Source organism: Streptomyces novaecaesareae (genome assembly GCF_000716875.1).
Lineage (GTDB): Bacteria > Actinomycetota > Actinomycetes > Streptomycetales > Streptomycetaceae > Kitasatospora > Kitasatospora novaecaesareae.
This window is the reverse complement of record NZ_JNWQ01000014.1, coordinates 16012-33363: the sequence shown is the minus strand read 5'-3', so window position 1 is coordinate 33363 and position 17352 is coordinate 16012. Positions and strand designations below refer to the sequence as shown.

Sequence of the window (17352 nt, the reverse complement as noted above, 5' to 3'; positions counted from 1 at the left end):
AGGCTTCCGCTGGATCGCGACCGCACCGCGGATGGGTGGGCGGTGCGGTTGCGGAGAGCTTGCTCCTGTCGGGGTGGTTGGGCAACAGGTCGGTTTTTCACTGCTCAATGTGTACAAGCTGGCCAGGAATTCCCGCGTCGCGCTGCGCAAATTGCGCTTCCTGACGGCGGTGACGCGCGAACTCTGCGCAATCACGGTTCACGGGGTTCACGGGGTTCACGGGGTTCACCGGCTCCCGGACGCGGGCCCGGGCTCGGACGCGGGCCCGGGCTCGGGGAGGTGGCGCAGGAACCAGCGCCGGGCCAGCTCAGCGACCTCGTCGAGGGCTCCGGGTTCCTCGAACAGGTGGGTCGCGTGCGGCACCACCGCCAGTTCACGCTCGCAGCGCAGTCGGCGCCCGGCCTGCCGGTTGAGGTCGAGCACGGTGGTGTCCAGCGAGCCGACGACGAGCAGCGTCGGGGCGCTCACCCGGCCCAGTTCCTCGGGCCCGGCGAGGTCGGGACGGCCGCCCCGGGAGACCACGGCGCGCACGGCCGGGCCCAGCTCGGCGGCGGTGTGCAGCGCGGCGGCGGCGCCGGTGCTGGCGCCGAACAGGCCGAGCGGCAGGCCACGGGTCTCCGGCACGGCGGTGGCCTCAAGGGTGGTGCCGGTGCCCAGCTGCCGGGCGACGGCGGTCAGCCGGGAGGCCAGCAGCCCCACGTCGAACACGTTGCGTCGGTCCGATTCCTCGGCCTCGGTGAGCAGGTCGAACAGCAGCGTGGCCAGCCCGGCGCCGTTCAGGTGGTCGGCGACGTACCGGTTGCGCGGGCTGTGCCGGCTGCTGCCGCTGCCGTGCGCGAAGACCACGACGCCGCGCGCGTCGGCCGGGACGGTCAGCCGACCCGCGAGCCGGACCCCGGCGGCGGGCAGGACCAGCTCGCGGTCGACCGCGACGGCGGTCGGGGGTGGGTCGCCCCCGTCCCGGTCCCGCTCCCGGGCTTCGGCGAGCAGTCGCAGCACCTCCTCGTCCTCGGTCTGTGAGAAGTCGGCGTAGAACTCGCCGATCGCGAAGAACGGGGACGGCGTGTTCACGCAGACCAGCTCGTCGGCGACCTCGTCGAGGCGGTCGGTCCAGTCCCGGGGCGCCACCGGCACGGCCAGCACCACCCGGGCCGCGCCCCGCTCCCGGACGATCCGGCAGGCTGCCCGGGCGGTGGAACCGGTGGCGATGCCGTCGTCCACCACGATCACGACCCGGCCGCGCACGTCCGCGGGCGGGCGGTCGCCCCGGTAGCGGCGGGCCCGGCGCTCCAGCTCGGCGCGCTCGCGTCGCTCCACCTCGGCCAGCTGGTCGTCGGTGACCGAGGCGAGCCGGATGACCTGCTCGTTCAGCACCCGGACGCCGCCCTCGCCGATCGCGCCCATGCCCAACTCCGGCTGGTACGGCACGCCGAGCTTGCGGATGACGCAGATGTCCAGTGGAGCCCCCAGAGTCGCCGCCACCTCGGCGGCCACCGGCACCCCGCCCCTCGGCAGCGCCACGACCACGGTGTCGGCGCCGCTTAGGTGTCCGAGCCGGGCGGCCAGCCTCCGGCCCGCGTCGGTGCGGTCGGCGAAGGGGGTGAAGTGTGTTCCGGTGACGTGCATGACACGGCCTCCGGTTCCACCGTACGTCCTCGTGCGCGGGGTCGTTCGCCCGGCTGCCCGCGGTGGTACGGGCGGGCTCCCCGGGCGGGGCCGGGGCCGGGGCCGGAGGTGGTACGGGGCGCCGGGAGCCGGCCCGGGACGGAGCCGGGATCGCGCGTGGGGTCGGCTCGGGATCGGCTCGGGATCGGCCGGGACCAGGCCAGGATGCGACCAGGATCCGGACGGGACGGGCCCCCCGTGTGGACGGGACAACGGGCGGCGCACGGTTGGTCACAGAGGCGGACCGCAGGGCCCGCCGACGACCGGAAGGAGCGCCCGACATGCCGGGCACCGTCATCACCGACCTGCGCCGACGAGGCGCCGTCGACCCTGGTCGTCTGCTCGCCGGCCCGCTGCGCGGTGTCGGACTCCAGCGGCTCGAACCGGGCCACAGCACCGAGGTGGCCGCCGACGGCGTCGAACACGCGCTCTACGTCACCGCCGGCTCCGGCCTCGCCGAACTGCCCGAGAACACGGTCCGGCGGGACGCCTCATCGGACTCCGATTCGTACGACTCCGATTCGTACGACGCCGAGCCGCGCGACGCCGGCATCCCCCTCGTCGAGGGCACCGCCGTCGTCCTCCCGCTCGGCACCCGGACCGTCCTCACCGCCGGCACCGCCGGGATGGAGTACTTCCACGCCGTCCTGACCGTCCCCGCCGGCCGCCCCACCGCTTCGAGCGGAGATGAACCCGCATGATCGTCACCACCGACACCGGCGCCGCCATGGTCGTCCTCGGCCCGAACGGCGAACGCGTACGGATCCGCTCCCTGGCCCGGCGCGCGATGCTCACCAGCGCCTGCGAGGCCTTCGACCACCTGCGGCTGAGCCCGGGAGCCCACCACGTCCTCACCGGCCGGCCCGACGCCGAGACCGTCCTGCACGTGCTGCGCGGCGCCGCCGTCGTCGGCCGACTCTCCGACGAGCCGGACCACCTGGCCTCCGAAGGCGACCTGCTGCTGGCCCGCCGCGGCCGGACGTTGCACCTCGAAGCCGGGCCGCTCGGCGCCGAACTGCTCTGCCTCACCCTCGCCGTCCCCCGGCACAACGCCGGCACCCGGGCCGCCCTGGCCAGGCGCCGCGCCGCCCGTCGCGACCGGCCCTGACCCCTCCTGGTCCTAGTCCTGTTCCTGTTCCTGTTCCTGTTCCTGTTCCCGCTCCTGCCCATCCCGGACCGATCGTCCCCACCCGTCCGAGGAGGTCTCTCGTGATCGTCGTTCCTGCCGCCGTCCCCCGCACCGCGCCCGTCTTCCGGCGGCTGATCGACCCGGAGCAGCGGCCCACCGTCCGCGCCGGACTCACCGTCGAGACCCTGCCGCCCGGCGTCCGGGTCGAGCAACTCCCGTACGAATCGGCGGAGTCGGTGACCGTGGTGCTCTCCGGCCGGCTGTTCGCGGCCGGCCGGGTCCTCTCCCCGGGCGAGGCGCTGCACCACCGACCCGGCAGCACCTGCCGGCTCACCGCAGTCCGGGGTGCGCCGACCGCCGTGCTCACCGTCCGTCCTGTCCCGTCCCGAGCCGACATCCCGGCCCAGCGATCGGGCCCCGAGGCCGCCCGGCCCTGGCGGCAGGTCGAGGTGGGCACCGTGGGACTCGAACCGGGCGGCCTCTGCGGGCCGTTCGAGGACCGGGCGGCCGACGTCTTCCTACTGGTCCTCTCCGAGCCCGGCGTCTTCCTCGGCGAGCTCGGCGAAGTGTCGCTGTATCCGGGCGACTTGGTCTACGCCAGGGCCAAGGAGCGGTACGGCCTCCGGGCCGGATCGCACCAGCCGGTGACTGCCGTGCTGGGCCGGATCGGAGCGCCCGGCGCCGATCCGGGACCGGAATGGGACATCAAGCCCATGCACTCGGGGCGTGCCCGTCCGCAGAGTTGAGAGTGACCGATCGACCTCGATCGGTCGCCCGAAAGAATCAGGAGTATCTCCTCATGGCAACCAACACCACGACCACGGCGATCTGCGCGGCCGGCGTGCTGGCGGGCCTGATCGCGGCGGCGATTTCGCTGCGCAACGCCTGTTCTGCCTCCACTCCGGAGTCTCGTCGCCGTCTCGCACCGTCCCTGGTGGTGACACCGGACGGCGGTGGCGGCGTCGGCTGCAAGCTCGGCAACTGCGGAGTGCCGCCCGTGCCTCCCGAGCCGACAGCCTGACCCCGGCCCGTCGCCAGGCCGATTCGGCCGGGGTGGCAGCCGACGGCTGACAGATGACAAACAACGGCGAACAGATGACAGATTTCGAAATCTGTCATCTGTTCGCCGTCATCTGTTCGCTGTCGCCCGCACCCCGTCGCCCGCCGCCTCGCCCCCCCTCGCCGGTCTCACCGGTCCACCGCCGCCGAGCGCGGCAGAACCGCCAACACCAGGGTGCCCCCGTTCGGAGGCAGCGCGCGGACGGTGCAGTGCCCGCCGATCTCCGCCGCCCGGTCCGCCATGGAGCGCAGCCCCACCCCACCGCCGTCGGCCGGAGGATCGCCGTCCGCCCGGTACCCCACCCCGTCGTCCTGCACGGTCAGCGTCAGCGCCTCCTCGTCCACCCACAGCGTGATCCGCGCCGTCCGGGCCCGGGCGTGCCGCAGCACGTTGTTGAGCGCCTCCGCCGTGATGCGGTACGCCGCGACCTCCACCGCCGCCGGCAGCTCCGGCAGCGGCTCCGGCGACAGCACCGCCGTCACGGTCAGCCCCGTCCCGCCGAAGGTGTCCGCCAACTGCCGGACCGCCCGTGCCAGCCCGAACTCGCCGAGCGGCGCCGGTCCGAGCCGGTCGGTGATCCGGCGGACCTCCTTGATCGTCATCCGCAGGCCGTCCGATACCCCGCGCAGCGTGTCCGCCAGCCCGGCGGCCGCCGCCGTGGCCGCGTTGTCCACCTGCAGCCGGAGGCCGGCCAGCGCGGGCCCGAGCCCGTCGTGGATGTCCCGCCGCAGCCATCGCCGCTCCTCCTCCCGGGCGGAGACGATCTGCTCCCGGCTGGCCTGCAGGTCCTCCTGGAGCCGAAGCGAGGCGACGGCCGGCGAGGCCTGGTCGGCGAGCGAGCGCAGGATGTCGATGTCGCTGGCATCCAGCCGTTCCTCACCCGCCCGCAGTCCGACGGTCAACTCGCCGATCGGCAGGCCGTTGTGGACCAGCGCGAAGTCCTGGCGGCGCCCGTCCAGCCGTCCGGCGGTGGCCAGCATGCGTCGCCCCGCCCGGGTGGTGACGGCGAGGGTGACCCCGGGCAGCCGCAGTTCCTCGGCGACCGTCACGCACAGCGCCTCCGGCAGCCGCGCCGGGTCGACCACCTGCCGCACGCGCCCCGCGAACGTCCGCAGCACCTGGTACGGCTGGGCGCGCTCGCCGTAGTACAGCCGGTCCACCAGGGCGACGACCCGCCGCGCCGCCCGTGGCAGGGTCGCGCCGAGTGCGTACACCAGGGCGATCAGCAGCAGCGCCGCTCCGCCGCGCCCGGGCAGCAGCCAGGTGGAGAGCACCGCGGCGGCCACGACGAACAGCCCGGTGACCCCGGTGCCCAGCAGCAGCCCGACCAGCGCGCTGCGGGCCGCCCGGTCGAGCCGCCAGCCGTGGTCCCGGATGACCAGGAAGGCCACCGCGACCGCCCACACCAGCCCTGCGGCGGCGAACAGCGAGTAGCTGAGCCAGTAGTGTTCGGCGAAGTTCCGCGAATACACGTCCTGCATCCCGGCCCAGAGCAGGTACGCGCCGAGCATCGCCGCCACCCGCAGTCGGTGCCGACGGACCTCGCCCTCGCCGCCCGCCCGGCGGCGTGGCCGGAGCAGGCGGGTCAGCAGGACGACGGTCACGATCCCGATCAGGCATTCGCTGACCAGCAGGTCGTGGCCGCCCAGGGCGTCGGTGGCGACACCGAAGAAGTGCGCCGGAGGGTTGCCGGCCAGCGGGTTGGGCCGTCCGAACTGCTTGGGGCGGTCGAGCCGCTGGGACATCTCCGGGACCACGAACAGCGCGACGGCGCCGATGTACCACCACCAGCGCCGCGTCGTCAGCCGCCCGTCCGGCAGCCAGAGCGGGAGCACGTAGAAGATCGTCACGTTCACCGAGCTGCAGAGCGCGGCGAAGGCGGCCACGGCGCCCACGATGCCCGGGTCGGCGACCTCGACCGAGACGGGCGCGGCGGCCGCGTCCGGCAGGATCTCGGTCAGCGCGTAGACCAGCAGCACCCAGCCGAGGGGGCTGCCGGGGCGGTGGGCGTGCAGCAGCATGCCCGCCCCGGCTGTCGGGAGGGCGTAGATCAGGTTGCCGAGTTCGTCGCGGGGTTGGTGCACGCCCGGATCGCCGAGGTGGACCAGCACGTAGCAGATCCACACCGTCGCGGCGACGAGGCAGACCGCCGTGACGACTGCCGCGGCGGTCAGCTGCCGCTCGGCCGGCGTACGGCGCCGGGCGGAGGTCACCGTGGTCATGGCACCACCTCGCAGACGGGCTGGGCCGGTGGGGCGGACTCCGGTGGTGCGAACCCCCCGGCGGTACGGACTCGCGGTCGGCGGGAAGGCCGGCGGCGTGGACCAGGCCGGGTTCCAGTCAAGACGGCCCGGTGTCCCGGGCACCTGAGGCAGCGGTCTCGGATCCTGTCCCCGGCCGCCGGCCCCAGCGCCGAATCAACCCCGGGGAGCGGTGTCCCGCCCCGCCCGCCACGCGGACGACTTCCGAGCATGTCACGGAAAGTAGCCGGTTCGGCGCTGGTAGTGTCGGCCGGGTGGATGAAGAACGGCCGCAGGCGCCATCGGAGTCGGGCGACAACCAGCCCGTCCGTGTACTGATCGTCGACGATCACCCCCTCTTCCGGGAGGGGCTCAAGGCGGCGCTGGAGAGCGCCGAGGGCGTCCTCGTGGTTGCCGAGGCCGAGCGGGTCGCCGACGTGCCGGAGGCGGTCGACCGGCACCGGCCGAGGGTGGTGATCATGGACCTCTCGCTGCCCGACGGCTCCGGGCTGGAGGCCGTCCGCCGGCTCGCCACCCAGGAGGCGCCGCCGCCGGTGCTGATGCTGACCATGTCGGACGACGACGGCAACCTGCTCGCCGCCCTCCAGGCGGGCGCACGCGGCTACCTGGTCAAGGGCGCCGGGCGGGAGGAGGTGCTGCACGCCGTGCGCACGGTCGCGGCGGGCGGCGCGGTGTTCGGCGGCGAGGTGGCCGGGCGGATCACCGCCCTGCTGGCCGGGGCCAGGATGCGCGAGGCGGGGCAGCTGTTCCCCGACCTCACCGCCCGCGAGGCCGAGGTGCTGGACCTGGTCGCGCGCGGGCTGGACAACCGGCGGATCGCCCGGGAGCTGGTGGTCGCGGAGAAGACCGTCCGCAACCACATCACCCACATCTTCGAGAAGCTGCACGTCGCCACCCGCGCCGAGGCGGTCGCCCGGGCCCGCGACATGGGCCTCGGTGACGGCTGACGCGACGGTCGGGCGTCCCCCGGTGGATGTGAAACCGGGGGTGCCGGTCCGCCGACCGGCACCCCCGGGGTCCTTCCGCTACTGCCGCCGTCGTTACGGCTGCATCTCGTACGCGCCCGAGAGTGCCTCGACCCGGCCCCAGACCCGCTCGGCCCGCGCCGCGTCCGACACCGGGCGGCGCACGTTCGCCAGCGCCCAGGCGGCCTGCTCCTCGGTGGTGGAGGCCTTGCCGTGCAGCTCGGTGGCGTGCGCGGAGAAGTCGCGGACCAGGGCGTCGAAGACCTGGTCCAGCACGTCGCGGCCCTCGTCGGTGGCGTCCAGGCCGGTCAACTCGGCCTGCTCCAGCACCAGCTGGCCGTAGACGATCAGCGCGAACAGCTGGCCGATCTCCAGCAGGAAGTCCAGGTCCGCCTGCTGCTCCTTGCTCGGCGCGTGGCTGAGCAGCAACTCGCAGAAGCTGTCGGCCTGTTCGCGGAAGCGGGCGACGTTGGGCAGCTGCGCCTGGCGGTCGTAGGCGGTGCGCCAGTCGTGGAAGCGGATCGCGCCGAGGCCGCGGGCCGGGCCCTGGCGGAACAGGAAGGCGTCGTCGGCGGCGTCCAGCCGGCTGGGCACCGGGGCGTAATCGGCCGGGGCGAACAGGTAGTTGCCCATGAACTTGAGGATCAGCGCCAGGTTGACGTGGACGGTGCCCTCCAGCTTCGGCAGGCCGCGGATGTCCTTCGCGGCCTTGTCGAAGTAGGTGTCCGCCTCGAAGCCCTTGGCCGCGATGACGTCCCACATCAGGTCGATGACCTTCTCGCCCTCGGTGGTGACCTTCATCTTGGTCATCGGGTTGAACAGCAGGTACCGGCGGTCCTCGGGGGAGGCGGTGCGGAAGTAGTCCACGGCCCGGGCGCTGAACAGCTTCATCGCCACCAGGCGGACGTACGCGTCGGTCAACTCCCGCTTGACGTGCGGGAAGTCGGTGACCGGCTTGCCGTACAGCACCCGGTTGTGGGCGTGCGTGACGGCCTCGTACATCGCGTGCTCGCAGATGCCGATCGAGGCGGTGCAGAGGTTGAACTTGCCGACGTTGACGGTGTTCAGCGCGGCGTCGAAGGCGGCCTGCCCGGTGTGTAGCACGTCCTCGGCGCGCACCGGGTAGTCCTCCAGGCGGAACTCGCTGACGTACATCTGGGCGTTCACCACGTTCTTGACCAGGTGGTACGCCTCGTGGCGGCTGTCGGCGGCGAAGAAGACGTAGCCCTCGGGGCCCTCGACGTCCGAGCGGCGGCCGAACACCGAGACCAGGCCGGCCACGTTGCCGTTGCCGATGTAGTACTTGGAGCCGGTCGCGGTGAAGCCGCCCTCGCCGTCCGGGGTGAGGATCATGTCGGTGGAGTAGATGTCGGCGCCGTGGGTGCGCTCGGAGAGGCCGAAGGCCATGACGTGGCCCTCCGCGAGCAGCTTGGCGGCGCGGGCCCGGACGGCCTCGTTCCCGCTCTGCCAGACCGGGCCGAGGCCCAGGATGGTGACCTGCCAGGTGTACCAGTAACCGAGGCCGTAGAAGCCGAGGATCTCGTTCAGCTCGGCGATCCGCGCGGTGTCCCAGCGCTTGTCGGGGTCGGCCGCCGAGGGGGTCAGGAACTCCGCGAACAGGCCTTCCTTCGCGGCGAATTCGAGGAAGTCGGCGTACCAGCTGCGGTCGATGTAGGTGTCGATCAGCGCCTTCTTGCCGCGGGACTCGAACCAGTCCACGGTCGCGCGCAGCAGCCGGCGGGTCGGCTCGTCGAACTGTGCGGGGTCGTAGGTGCGCGGGTTGAAGAGCATCGAGGGCTCCTGGGAGTCGAGTGGGTGAGGGTGTCGAGGGTGTCGAGGGGGGCGCGACGGTGTGGGCCGTCAGGACGGCCGGTCTGCGGCGAGCCGGCGCAGGGTGGCGAGCACGTCGTCGAGCCAGGCGAGGGTCATCCGCTCGTACTCGATGCCGCCGCGCAGCACCACGTGCTGCAGCTCCTGGCACGTGTCGAGCGCGGTGAGGTCGGGGAAGTCCCGTTGCTCGCCGTGCAGATAGCGGGCGAGCAGGGCGGCGTGGCCGTCGCGGTGCCGCTCGACCTCGGAGATCAGTGCGGCCGGATCGTCGAAGGCGGCGGCCCGGATCTTGACCGCGAGCTCGTGCCGGACGGTCTCCGGTTCGACCGGTTCCCGCAGCCAGTCGGCCAGTGCGGACCGTCCGGCCGCGGCCGCCGAGTACACCTTCTTGTCCGGGCGCCCGTCCTGGGCGACCTCCTGGGCCGCGACCCAGCCGTCCGCCTCCATGCGCCGCAGCACCCGGTAGATCTGCTGGTGGGTGGCGGTCCAGAAGCGGCCGATGGAGCGGTCGAAGCGCCGGGCCAGTTCGTAGCCGGAGCCGGGCCGTTCCAGCAGCGAGACGAGGATCGCGTGCTCCAGTGCCATGCCCCGCATCCTGCTATGCAACGAGTTGCATAGGCAATGGCGCCCCGCGGTGTTGAGACGCAGGTCACCGGCGTGATCGGATGGTTATCGATCATTCCGGACTATCAGGTGCAAAACGTTAGAGAAGGGCCAGAATGGGTACGGGGCCAAGCGCCTTTGCGAGGCAAGCCCTTCACGGGTGCCTCGCGGGGCGAGTGCCTCCCACGTTCCGGACCACAGGAGGTGGTATCGGTGGCAACCCATATCCCGACGGGCATGGAGCACCATCCGGACATCGTCGAACTGCGCGAACACTACGAGCGGGTCACCTCGACCCCCCGCGCCCAGGGCATCGAAGCCCTGGCCGTACTGGCCGGCCTCTTCCTGGCGGCATCGCCATGGATCGTCGGCTTCACCGCGTTCAGCACCCTGACCGTGACCTGCCTGATCGTCGGTCTGGCCTACACGCTGCTGATGGCCGGCTACGGCACGGCCTACGAACGCACCCACGCGAGGGCCTGGGCGGCCACCGCGCTCGGAGCCTGGACGATCATCTCCCCCTGGGCCGTCTCCGGTTCCGTCGCGCACGGCAAGAACATCGTCACCTGCATCATCGTCGGTGCCGTGATGTTCCTGCTCGGCCTCGCGGCGATCTCGATGGCCACCATGACGTCGAACGGAGCGGCAATGCGGCGCGGCCGGGCCGGCCGTGCCAGGGGCTGATCTTCCCCGCAGCCCGTGTCCGGGGCGCGGAGGGCTCGACCGCCCACCGCGCCCCGGCGCACGTTCGGGGGCCGCACCGGCGCCTGTCCGGTGACCGGCCCGGGGACTGCCCCCCGGTCCGGGGACCGCCCGGGCGGTTACGGGCGCGTCATCCGCAGCACGTCCAGCGCCTCGTCCAACTGCGCCTCGGTGAGCCGGCCCTGCTCGACGTAGCCGCGCTCCAACACCACCTGACGGATCGTCTTGCGTTCGGCCAGCGACTGCTTGGCGACCTTCGCCGCCTCCTCGTACCCGATGTAGCGGTTCAGCGGGGTCACCACCGACGGCGAGGACTCCGCGTACTCCCGGGCCCGTTCGACGTTGGCGGTGATGCCGTCCACCGTCCGGTCGGCCAGCAGCCGGGCGCTGTTGGCGAGCAGCCGCACCGACTCCAGCACATTGCGGGCGATCACCGGGAGCATCACGTTCAGCTCGAAGTTGCCGCTCGCGCCGGCCAGCGTCACCGTCGCGTCGTTGCCGACCACCTGGGCCGCGACCATCAGCACCACCTCGGGCAGCACCGGATTCACCTTGCCCGGCATGATCGACGAACCCGGCTGCAGATCCGGCAGGTTGATCTCGCCGAGCCCGGTGCGCGGACCGGAGCCCATCCACCGCAGATCGTTCGCGATCTTCGTGAACCCGACCGCCACCGTCCGCAGTTGGCCGCTCAACTCGACCAGGGCGTCCCGCGCGCCCTGCGCCTCGAAGTGGTCCCGGGCCTCGGTCAGCGGCAGGTCGGTGGCGCGGGCCACCTCCGCGATGACCGCCGCCGGGAAACCGGGCGGGGTGTTGATGCCGGTGCCCACCGCCGTACCGCCGAGCGGGAGTTCGGCGACCCGGGGGAGCGTGGCCAGCAGCCGCTCCCGGCCGTGCCGCACCTGCGCCGCGTACCCGCCGAACTCCTGGCCGAGCGTGACGGGCGTGGCGTCCATCAGGTGCGTGCGGCCCGACTTGACCACCTCGGCGAACTCGACGGCCTTGCGCTCCAGCGCCTCCGCCAGGTGCTCCAGCGCCGGGATCAGGTCGTGGGTGACGGCGGCGGTGGCGGCGATGTGGATCGAGGACGGGAAGACGTCGTTGGACGACTGGCTGGCGTTGACGTGGTCGTTCGGGTGGACCGCGCGCCCGAGACGCTCCCCGGCCAGGGTGGCGATCACCTCGTTGGTGTTCATGTTGGACGAGGTGCCCGAGCCGGTCTGGAACACGTCCACCGGGAACTGGTCGTCCCAGCGCCCCTCCGCGACCTCCTCGGCCGCCGACACGATCGCCTCCGCCGTCTCCTCGTCCAGCACCCCGAGGCGGGCGTTCACCCGCGCCGCGGCGGCCTTCACCCGGGCCAGCGCGGCGATGTGCGCACGCTCCAGCCGCTGGCCCGACACCGGGAAGTTCTCCACCGCCCGCTGCGTCTGCGCCTGCCACTTCGCGGCGGCCGGCACCCGGACCTCGCCCATCGAGTCGTGCTCGATCCGGTACTCCTGCGACTGTTCCTGCTCGTCACCCATCGCGCGCTGCACCTCCTGTACGGGCCGGTTCGGCCCGGAACGGATCTCCGATCACCACAGCGGCGCGCGGGCCCCGGGTATTTCCGCCGTCGGGTGGTGTTACGGCCGGGCCGGCTCGGTGCGGCTCAGTTCGGCGCGGACGACCTCGCCCCGGGCGAAGCGGTCGCACTCGGCGCCGTGCAGCCGCATCTTGCGGTAGGCCACGGTGGCGCCCTCGCCGGTGACGGCCAGGGTGGCGATGGACTCGCTCCCGTCGGCCTCCGCGACCGGCGCGCCGACCAGGGCGAGGGCGCCGGTGGCGGCGCAGGCCTCGACCAGCGGCGCGAGCCGCGGGTCCGCCGGGTCGAGGGCGGGGGCGGCCAGGTCGTAGCCGGTCAACGACAGCTCGCGGAACACCACCAGACGGGCCCCGGCCTCCCGGACGGCCTCGGCATGCCGCTCGACGTTGACGGACACGGTGTCCGGGCAACCGGGCTCGGCGCAGATGGGCTGCGCGACGGCGACGGCGACCGTGACTGTGTCCGTGACGGCGACGGAGACGGAGACGGTCGGCGGGGCGGACGAGGGCATGGCGGGGCCTCCGGTCGGGTGAGGTCGGTGGTCAAGATCAACCTACGCGGGCGGCCGAGAACGCCCGCAACGGCCCGGCTTCCGAGGTCCCGGCCCCCCGGCGTCCCGACGTCCCGACGTCCCGGCTTCCGACGGCGGAAGTGGCGTCCATCCCACGCCGACGGCTTCCGGGGGCGCAATCCGGCCACGATCACTCGAAGGAGTGAGGCGACGGGCGGACCGCTTCAAACCGCCGTACGTGCTTCGTACGCTCCTCCCGGGCCGGGCGGACACCGGCCGTACCCGGAGCGCCGCGGTTCGGCCCGGGGTGACCAGCACGAGGGGCAGACGGACGGATGACCACAGGACGCGGTGTGGCCGGTACGGCCGGTAGGACCGGTACGGCTGGCGGGGCAGGTACGGCCGGAGGAGCCGCCGGGGCACCGCATCGGGGGAGCGGCCTCACCCGACGGCAACTGCTCGGCGCGTCGGCTGCCCTCGGCGGCGCGGCCTGGGTGCTGCGCGGCACCGTCGGCCCGGACAGCGCCGAGGCCTCCGCGCCCGCGCCGCCCGCCCTGCCCGCCGGCACCGAGCTCTACCAGCGGGTCTTCCAGAACTGGTCCGGCGAGATCCGCACCGACCAGCTGTGGACCTGTGCGCCCCGCACTCCCGAGGAGGTCCCGCTCCTCGCCGACTGGGCGCACGCCAACGGCTGGCGCCTGCGCGCCTCCGGCTACCGGCACACCTGGGCGCCGCTCACCGTCGCCGACCGGACCCCGGAGAACGCCCGGGTCCTGCTCGTGGACACCAGCCGCCACCTCACCGCCATCACCGCCGACTCGCCCACCACCGTCCGGGTCCAGACCGGCGCCACCATGGAGGCCCTGCTCGCACACCTCGCCGACCGGGGCCTCGGCCTGACCGCCTGCCCGGCCCCCGGCGAGATCACCGTCGGCGGCGTGCTCGCCATCGGCGGCCACGGCACCGCCGTCCCCGCCGCGGGGGAGGTACGGCCGGACGGGCACGGGTACGGCTCGGTCAGCAACCAGGTCGTCCGGCTCACCGCCGTCGTCCTCGACCCCGCCACCGGCCATTACGCGCTGCGCACCTTCGACCGCGCCGAGGCCGACAGCGCCGCCTTCCTGGTGCACCTGGGCCGGGCCTTCCTCACCGAGGTCGTCCTGCGGGCCGGCGCCGACCGGCCGCTGCGCTGCGTCAGCCGACTCGACATCCCGGCCGCCGAGCTGTTCGCCCGCCCGGGTTCGGGTTCGGGGTCTGCTTCGGGTCCGGGGTCAGAGGGTGGCGGCGGGCTGCTCGGCGGAGTGCTCGGCGGGCTGCTGGGCGGTGGCGGTGGCGGTGGCGGTCCGCGGACCTTCGCCGACTTCGTGGAGCGGGACGGCCGGGTCGAGGCGATCTGGTTCGCCTACACCGACCATCCCTGGCTCAAGACCTGGAGCGTCACCCCGACCAAGCCGCTCGGCTCCCTCACCGTCGACCACCCCTACAACTACCCCTTCTCGGATAGCGTTCCGGAGCCGGTGGCCCGGCTCGCCGGCGAGATCGTCGCCGGTGCTTGGGGATCGGCCCCGCTGTTCGGCCAACTCCAGTACCTGGTCGCGAAGGTGGGGCTCACCGGAGACCTCACGGACGTCCTCCTCTCCGGCGGGCTGCTCCGCAATCTGCTCAGCGGTGAGGCGCTCACCCACCTGCTCGCGGGCGGTCTGCGCTCCGACCTCTGGGGCCCCTCGCGCAGCCTGCTCCAGTACGTCCGCCCGACCACCCTGCGGGTCACCGCCAACGGCTACGCGATCCTCACCCGGCGCGCCGACCTGCAGTGCGTGGTCAGTGAATTCGCCGCCTACTACCAGGAGTTGCTCGCGGCCTACCAGGCCCGGGGCGAGTTCCCGGTGAACGGCGCGGTGGAGATCCGGGTCACCGGCCTGGACGACCCGGCCCACTCCGGCGTCGCCGGCGCCCGACCTCCGCTGCTGTCCGCGCTGCGCCCGCGCGCTGACCGTCCGGAGTGGGACACGGCGGTCTGGCTCGACGTCCTGGCTTTCCCCGGGACCCCGGGGCTGGAACGCTTCGCCCGGGACCTGGAGCAGTGGCTGCTGCGCACCTTCGACGGCACCCGGGCGGGCCTGCGCGTCGAATGGTCCAAGGGCTGGGCCTACACCGCCGACGCGGCCTGGGCCGACCCGGACCTGCTCGGCCGGGCCATCCCCGAGAGCCTGCGGGCCGGCGGTGGGCCCGGCTGGGACGAGGCGGTCGCCGTCCTGGACCGTCACGACCCGCACCGGGTGTTCGGAAACCCCTTCCTGGACGGGCTGTTGAGGTAGGGGTGACTGTCGGGGCGGCTTCGCTGAATTGACGGACCATCAGATGGCTGTCAGATGTGCTCCATGACGATCACCGCCAGGGTGTCCGGGGCGAGCGCCCGGAACACGTGCGGGGCGTCGCCCGGGTAGCTCACGTAGTCGCCCGGGCCCAGCTCGACCGGCGCCTCCGTCGGCCCGGCCAGCGCGCGCCCGGCGCCGATCATCACGTGCTCGACGGTGCCGGGCATGTGCGGGTCGGAGGCCCTGGTCTCGCCCGGCTGCGCCTCGATCCGGTAGATGTCGCGCCGGGCGTTGGGCGGGCAGGAGGACAGCACGGTGGCGGCGTAGTCGGCGCGCTCGGAGTGGGTCACCGGGCCCTCGCCGGCCCGGATCACCTTGACCACCGGGCGCGGCGGGTCGACCAGCCGGCTGAACGGCACGTTCAGTGCCACTCCGAGCGCCCAGAGCGTCTCCACGCTGGGGTTGCCCGCACCCGACTCCAGCTGGGAGAGCGTGGACTTGGCGATGCCGGCCCGCCGGGCCAGCTCGGCCATCGACAGCCCGCCGCGCTCGCGCTCGCGCCGGATGGAGGCGGCGATCTGGCCGATCAGCTCGGCTCCGGAGCCGCCGGTGGCCGCGGTCGGGGTGGTCTGGTCATCCATGCTCGCCACTCACGCTTTCCTCTGGCTCCTTCTTCGGCTTCTCGGGCTGTTCGGGCCTTCGGCTCTGATGCCGGCTGGTCGGTGCCGTTCATGCTGCCACGGCTGCCCCGGCCTGCGGGGGTGTCCGGACCGATCGCCGTTCGGTCTGTCGGTCTTCTCGTTCGCCTTGACGAACCTGCGCGGGCGAGTTCATTCTAGTGGACATGCGTTCGCTACTCCGAACACTGGAGCGCGCCACCCTGCGCGACATCGCTCTGGTCTGCCTGGCCGACGCCCTCGTCGGCGCCTCCTTCGGCGCGATCAGCGCCTCCGGTGGTCTGCCCCTCTGGGTGCCGATCGCGCTCTCCGTCCTCGTCTTCGCGGGCGGCTCCCAGTTCGCGGCGGTCGGCGTGGTGCTGTCCGGCGGCGGGGCACTCGCGGCCGTCGTCACCGGACTGGTGCTCAACGCCCGGCTGCTGCCCTTCGGCTTCACCGTCGCCGACGTCCTCGACGGCCCCTGGTGGCGGCGGCTGATCGGCGCCCAGCTGATCACCGACGAGACCGCCGCGTTCGCCCTCCAGCAGGGGGAGCCGCGGCGGCGCAAGGCGGCGTTCTGGCTCTGCGGGATCGCGCTGTACGTGGTCTGGAACGTCTCCGTGCTGCTCGGCGCCGTAGCGGGCGGGCTGATCGGCGACACGGACGCGCTCGGTCTGGACGCCGCCTTCCCCGCCGTGCTGCTCGCGCTCGTGCTGCCCTCGCTCGCCGACCGGCGCACCCGTACGGCGGCTCTGGTGGGTGCTGTGGTGGCGGTGGCCGTCACACCGCTCGTGCCGGCCGGGCTGCCGGTGCTGCTCGCCCTGGTCGGACTGCTGTTCGCCGGGCGTCCGGTGGTGGGGGCGGCGGAGGCGGCGTCAGACGAGGTGGAGCCGGTCGAGCCGGTGCGGGCAGAGGAGAAGGAGGCGGTCCGATGATGCCGCTGTATGCCGTGTTGCTGCTGGCGGTCGGGACGTACGCCTTCCGGCTGGCGGGGCCGCTGTTCGGCGGTCGGCTCGCCCTCTCGGAGCGGCTGCGGCACCTGCTCGCGGTCGCGGCCACGGTGCTGCTGGTCGCCCTGGTGGCGACCGGAGCGCTGACCCAGGGGCACGGCTTCGCAGGGTGGGCCCGTCCGGCCGGTGTGCTGGTCGCGGGGGTGCTCGCGCTGCGTCGGGCACCGTTCCCGGCGGTGGTCGTCGCGGGTGCGGCGACGACGGCGGTGCTCCGCCTCTGCGGGGTGGGCTGAGCGGCTGACAGACGACAGATGACAGGTGACAGATGACAGCGAACAGATTTCGAAATCTGTCAGCTGTTGTCTGTCATCTGTTCGCTGTCACCTGTCACCTGTCACCCGCTCAGCGCCTTGAAGAAGATCGTCGTCGGATGCGGAACCCCCGTCGGGTCCGTCGCGTAGTCCGGCACCGAGCCGACCCGGGTCCAGCCTGCCGCCTCGTACATCCGCTCCGCCGGGCTGTCCGTCTCGGTGTCCAGCACCAGCAGTCGCAGCCCCAGCACGCTCGCCCGCTCCTCCAACGTCGCCAGCAGCCGACCGGCCAGCCGGTGCCCGCGGTCCGCCGGATGCACCATCAGCTTGGCCACCTCGCCCCGGTGCCGGCCGTTCGCGGTCGCCGCCGGGCGCAGCTGCACCGTCCCGGCCAGCCGCCCGTCCACCCGCGCCCGGACCGTCCACAGCAGCAGCCGTCCGTCCGCGAGGTCCGGGCCGAGTGCCCGCCACCACGCGGTGGCCTCGCCGTGGTCCAGCGGCGCGAGGAAGCCCAGCGAGGCGCCGCCGTGGACGGTGTCCACCAGCAGCGCCGCCAGTTCCTCCGCCGCGCCGGGCAGCTCCTGCGCCGTCACCAGGCCGACGGCATACCGGCCCCCGTCCCCGTCCCCGTCCCCGTTGCCGCCCCCGCTCCCGTTCTCGTTCCCGCCCCCGGCCACGAAGCCGCCCATGTCGCTTTCCTCACTCGCTCGCACCCACCCGCCACCCGGCCGCGTGCGGAATACTCGCCGGTACTCCGCCGACTCCAACGACTCCGCCGAGACCGGTAGTCGATCCGGCAGTCGCGA

The 17352-nt window shown here is 73.3% G+C and carries 17 protein-coding genes; 9 read left to right on the top strand and 8 right to left on the bottom strand.

Annotated features, from left to right (window positions below; all coding sequences use genetic code 11):
- Window positions 1-225: 225 nt before the first annotated feature.
- A complete protein-coding gene (locus OP86_RS07545) occupies window positions 226-1626 on the bottom strand; it encodes a phosphoribosyltransferase family protein (protein WP_033331262.1) in 1401 nt (466 codons plus the stop codon).
- A gap of 320 nt (window positions 1627-1946) precedes the next feature.
- Here OP86_RS07545 and OP86_RS07540 point away from each other — a divergent pair, with 320 nt between their 5' ends.
- From OP86_RS07540 to OP86_RS36475, 4 genes are all read left to right on the top strand, one after another.
- The gene (locus OP86_RS07540; protein WP_030057837.1) at window positions 1947-2366 is read left to right on the top strand and encodes a hypothetical protein; all 420 of its coding nucleotides are present in this window, start codon (window positions 1947-1949) and stop codon (window positions 2364-2366) included.
- Window positions 2363-2773 (top strand): pirin family protein, encoded by a 411-nt coding sequence (locus OP86_RS33400; protein ID WP_051829808.1) that lies wholly within the window; start codon window positions 2363-2365, stop codon window positions 2771-2773. Before OP86_RS07540 ends, OP86_RS33400 begins: the two co-directional genes overlap by 4 nt.
- Window positions 2774-2874: 101 nt before the next feature.
- Window positions 2875-3540 carry a hypothetical protein gene (locus OP86_RS07530; protein ID WP_030057835.1) on the top strand — a complete coding sequence of 222 codons (666 nt, stop codon included), beginning with the start codon at window positions 2875-2877 and terminating at the stop codon, window positions 3538-3540.
- A gap of 53 nt (window positions 3541-3593) precedes the next feature.
- Window positions 3594-3815, top strand: coding sequence for a hypothetical protein (locus tag OP86_RS36475; RefSeq protein WP_157849684.1), 222 nt, complete (start codon window positions 3594-3596; stop codon window positions 3813-3815).
- Window positions 3816-3982: 167 nt separating this feature from the next.
- On the opposite strand, the gene OP86_RS33395 is transcribed toward OP86_RS36475, so the two are convergent.
- Window positions 3983-6076: a sensor histidine kinase gene (locus OP86_RS33395; protein ID WP_051829807.1), complete on the bottom strand. Its 2094-nt coding sequence runs from the start codon at window positions 6074-6076 to the stop codon at window positions 3983-3985.
- Between the two features lie 293 nt (window positions 6077-6369).
- Here OP86_RS33395 and OP86_RS07520 point away from each other — a divergent pair, with 293 nt between their 5' ends.
- Window positions 6370-7062, top strand: a complete 693-nt coding sequence (locus tag OP86_RS07520) for a response regulator (protein ID WP_051829806.1) — start codon at window positions 6370-6372, stop codon at window positions 7060-7062.
- A gap of 93 nt (window positions 7063-7155) precedes the next feature.
- On the opposite strand, the gene OP86_RS07515 is transcribed toward OP86_RS07520, so the two are convergent.
- The gene (locus OP86_RS07515; protein WP_030058182.1) at window positions 7156-8871 is read right to left on the bottom strand and encodes an acyl-CoA dehydrogenase family protein; all 1716 of its coding nucleotides are present in this window, start codon (window positions 8869-8871) and stop codon (window positions 7156-7158) included.
- 69 nt (window positions 8872-8940) lie between these two features.
- Window positions 8941-9495: a PadR family transcriptional regulator gene (locus tag OP86_RS07510; RefSeq protein ID WP_030058183.1), complete on the bottom strand. Its 555-nt coding sequence runs from the start codon at window positions 9493-9495 to the stop codon at window positions 8941-8943.
- A gap of 255 nt (window positions 9496-9750) precedes the next feature.
- Here OP86_RS07510 and OP86_RS07505 point away from each other — a divergent pair, with 255 nt between their 5' ends.
- Window positions 9751-10197, top strand: a complete 447-nt coding sequence (locus tag OP86_RS07505; protein ID WP_030058184.1) for an SPW repeat protein — start codon at window positions 9751-9753, stop codon at window positions 10195-10197.
- 137 nt (window positions 10198-10334) lie between these two features.
- Here the strand turns inward: OP86_RS07505 and OP86_RS07500 are convergent, their stop codons facing one another.
- Both OP86_RS07500 and OP86_RS35670 read right to left on the bottom strand, forming a co-directional pair.
- A complete protein-coding gene (locus tag OP86_RS07500; RefSeq protein WP_030058185.1) occupies window positions 10335-11741 on the bottom strand; it encodes a class II fumarate hydratase in 1407 nt (468 codons plus the stop codon).
- A gap of 99 nt (window positions 11742-11840) precedes the next feature.
- On the bottom strand, window positions 11841-12311 hold the full coding sequence (locus tag OP86_RS35670; protein ID WP_051829805.1) for a nitrilase-related carbon-nitrogen hydrolase: 471 nt from the start codon (window positions 12309-12311) through the stop codon (window positions 11841-11843).
- A gap of 335 nt (window positions 12312-12646) precedes the next feature.
- On the opposite strand from OP86_RS35670, the gene OP86_RS07490 reads away from it, so the two are divergent.
- Window positions 12647-14629: a cholesterol oxidase substrate-binding domain-containing protein gene (locus OP86_RS07490; RefSeq protein ID WP_078588332.1), complete on the top strand. Its 1983-nt coding sequence runs from the start codon at window positions 12647-12649 to the stop codon at window positions 14627-14629.
- Between the two features lie 50 nt (window positions 14630-14679).
- Here the strand turns inward: OP86_RS07490 and OP86_RS07485 are convergent, their stop codons facing one another.
- Window positions 14680-15270: a helix-turn-helix domain-containing protein gene (locus OP86_RS07485; RefSeq protein ID WP_078588331.1), complete on the bottom strand. Its 591-nt coding sequence runs from the start codon at window positions 15268-15270 to the stop codon at window positions 14680-14682.
- Between the two features lie 203 nt (window positions 15271-15473).
- Here OP86_RS07485 and OP86_RS32810 point away from each other — a divergent pair, with 203 nt between their 5' ends.
- Window positions 15474-16220 (top strand): AzlC family ABC transporter permease, encoded by a 747-nt coding sequence (locus tag OP86_RS32810; RefSeq protein WP_030254542.1) that lies wholly within the window; start codon window positions 15474-15476, stop codon window positions 16218-16220.
- Entirely contained in the window at window positions 16220-16528 is a 309-nt protein-coding gene (locus OP86_RS07475; protein WP_418952576.1) for an AzlD domain-containing protein, read from the top strand. Before OP86_RS32810 ends, OP86_RS07475 begins: the two co-directional genes overlap by 1 nt.
- A gap of 101 nt (window positions 16529-16629) precedes the next feature.
- Here the strand turns inward: OP86_RS07475 and OP86_RS07470 are convergent, their stop codons facing one another.
- Window positions 16630-17235, bottom strand: coding sequence for a GNAT family N-acetyltransferase (locus tag OP86_RS07470; protein WP_078588330.1), 606 nt, complete (start codon window positions 17233-17235; stop codon window positions 16630-16632).
- Window positions 17236-17352 lie beyond the last annotated feature (117 nt).

Coding starts and splice junctions, on each gene's coding strand:
- OP86_RS07515 (WP_030058182.1), bottom strand. CDS start 8,871: ATGCTCTTCAACCCGCGCACCTACGACCCCGCACAGTTCGACGAGCCG.
- OP86_RS35670 (WP_051829805.1), bottom strand. CDS start 12,311: ATGCCCTCGTCCGCCCCGCCGACCGTCTCCGTCTCCGTCGCCGTCACG.
- OP86_RS33395 (WP_051829807.1), bottom strand. CDS start 6,076: ATGACCACGGTGACCTCCGCCCGGCGCCGTACGCCGGCCGAGCGGCAG.
- OP86_RS07505 (WP_030058184.1), top strand. CDS start 9,751: ATGGAGCACCATCCGGACATCGTCGAACTGCGCGAACACTACGAGCGG.
- OP86_RS07510 (WP_030058183.1), bottom strand. CDS start 9,495: ATGGCACTGGAGCACGCGATCCTCGTCTCGCTGCTGGAACGGCCCGGC.
- OP86_RS32810 (WP_030254542.1), top strand. CDS start 15,474: ATGCGTTCGCTACTCCGAACACTGGAGCGCGCCACCCTGCGCGACATC.
- OP86_RS36475 (WP_157849684.1), top strand. CDS start 3,594: ATGGCAACCAACACCACGACCACGGCGATCTGCGCGGCCGGCGTGCTG.
- OP86_RS33400 (WP_051829808.1), top strand. CDS start 2,363: ATGATCGTCACCACCGACACCGGCGCCGCCATGGTCGTCCTCGGCCCG.
- OP86_RS07485 (WP_078588331.1), bottom strand. CDS start 15,270: ATGGATGACCAGACCACCCCGACCGCGGCCACCGGCGGCTCCGGAGCC.
- OP86_RS07500 (WP_030058185.1), bottom strand. CDS start 11,741: ATGGGTGACGAGCAGGAACAGTCGCAGGAGTACCGGATCGAGCACGAC.
- OP86_RS07475 (WP_418952576.1), top strand. CDS start 16,220: ATGCCGCTGTATGCCGTGTTGCTGCTGGCGGTCGGGACGTACGCCTTC.
- OP86_RS07490 (WP_078588332.1), top strand. CDS start 12,647: ATGACCACAGGACGCGGTGTGGCCGGTACGGCCGGTAGGACCGGTACG.
- OP86_RS07470 (WP_078588330.1), bottom strand. CDS start 17,235: ATGGGCGGCTTCGTGGCCGGGGGCGGGAACGAGAACGGGAGCGGGGGC.
- OP86_RS07545 (WP_033331262.1), bottom strand. CDS start 1,626: ATGCACGTCACCGGAACACACTTCACCCCCTTCGCCGACCGCACCGAC.
- OP86_RS07540 (WP_030057837.1), top strand. CDS start 1,947: ATGCCGGGCACCGTCATCACCGACCTGCGCCGACGAGGCGCCGTCGAC.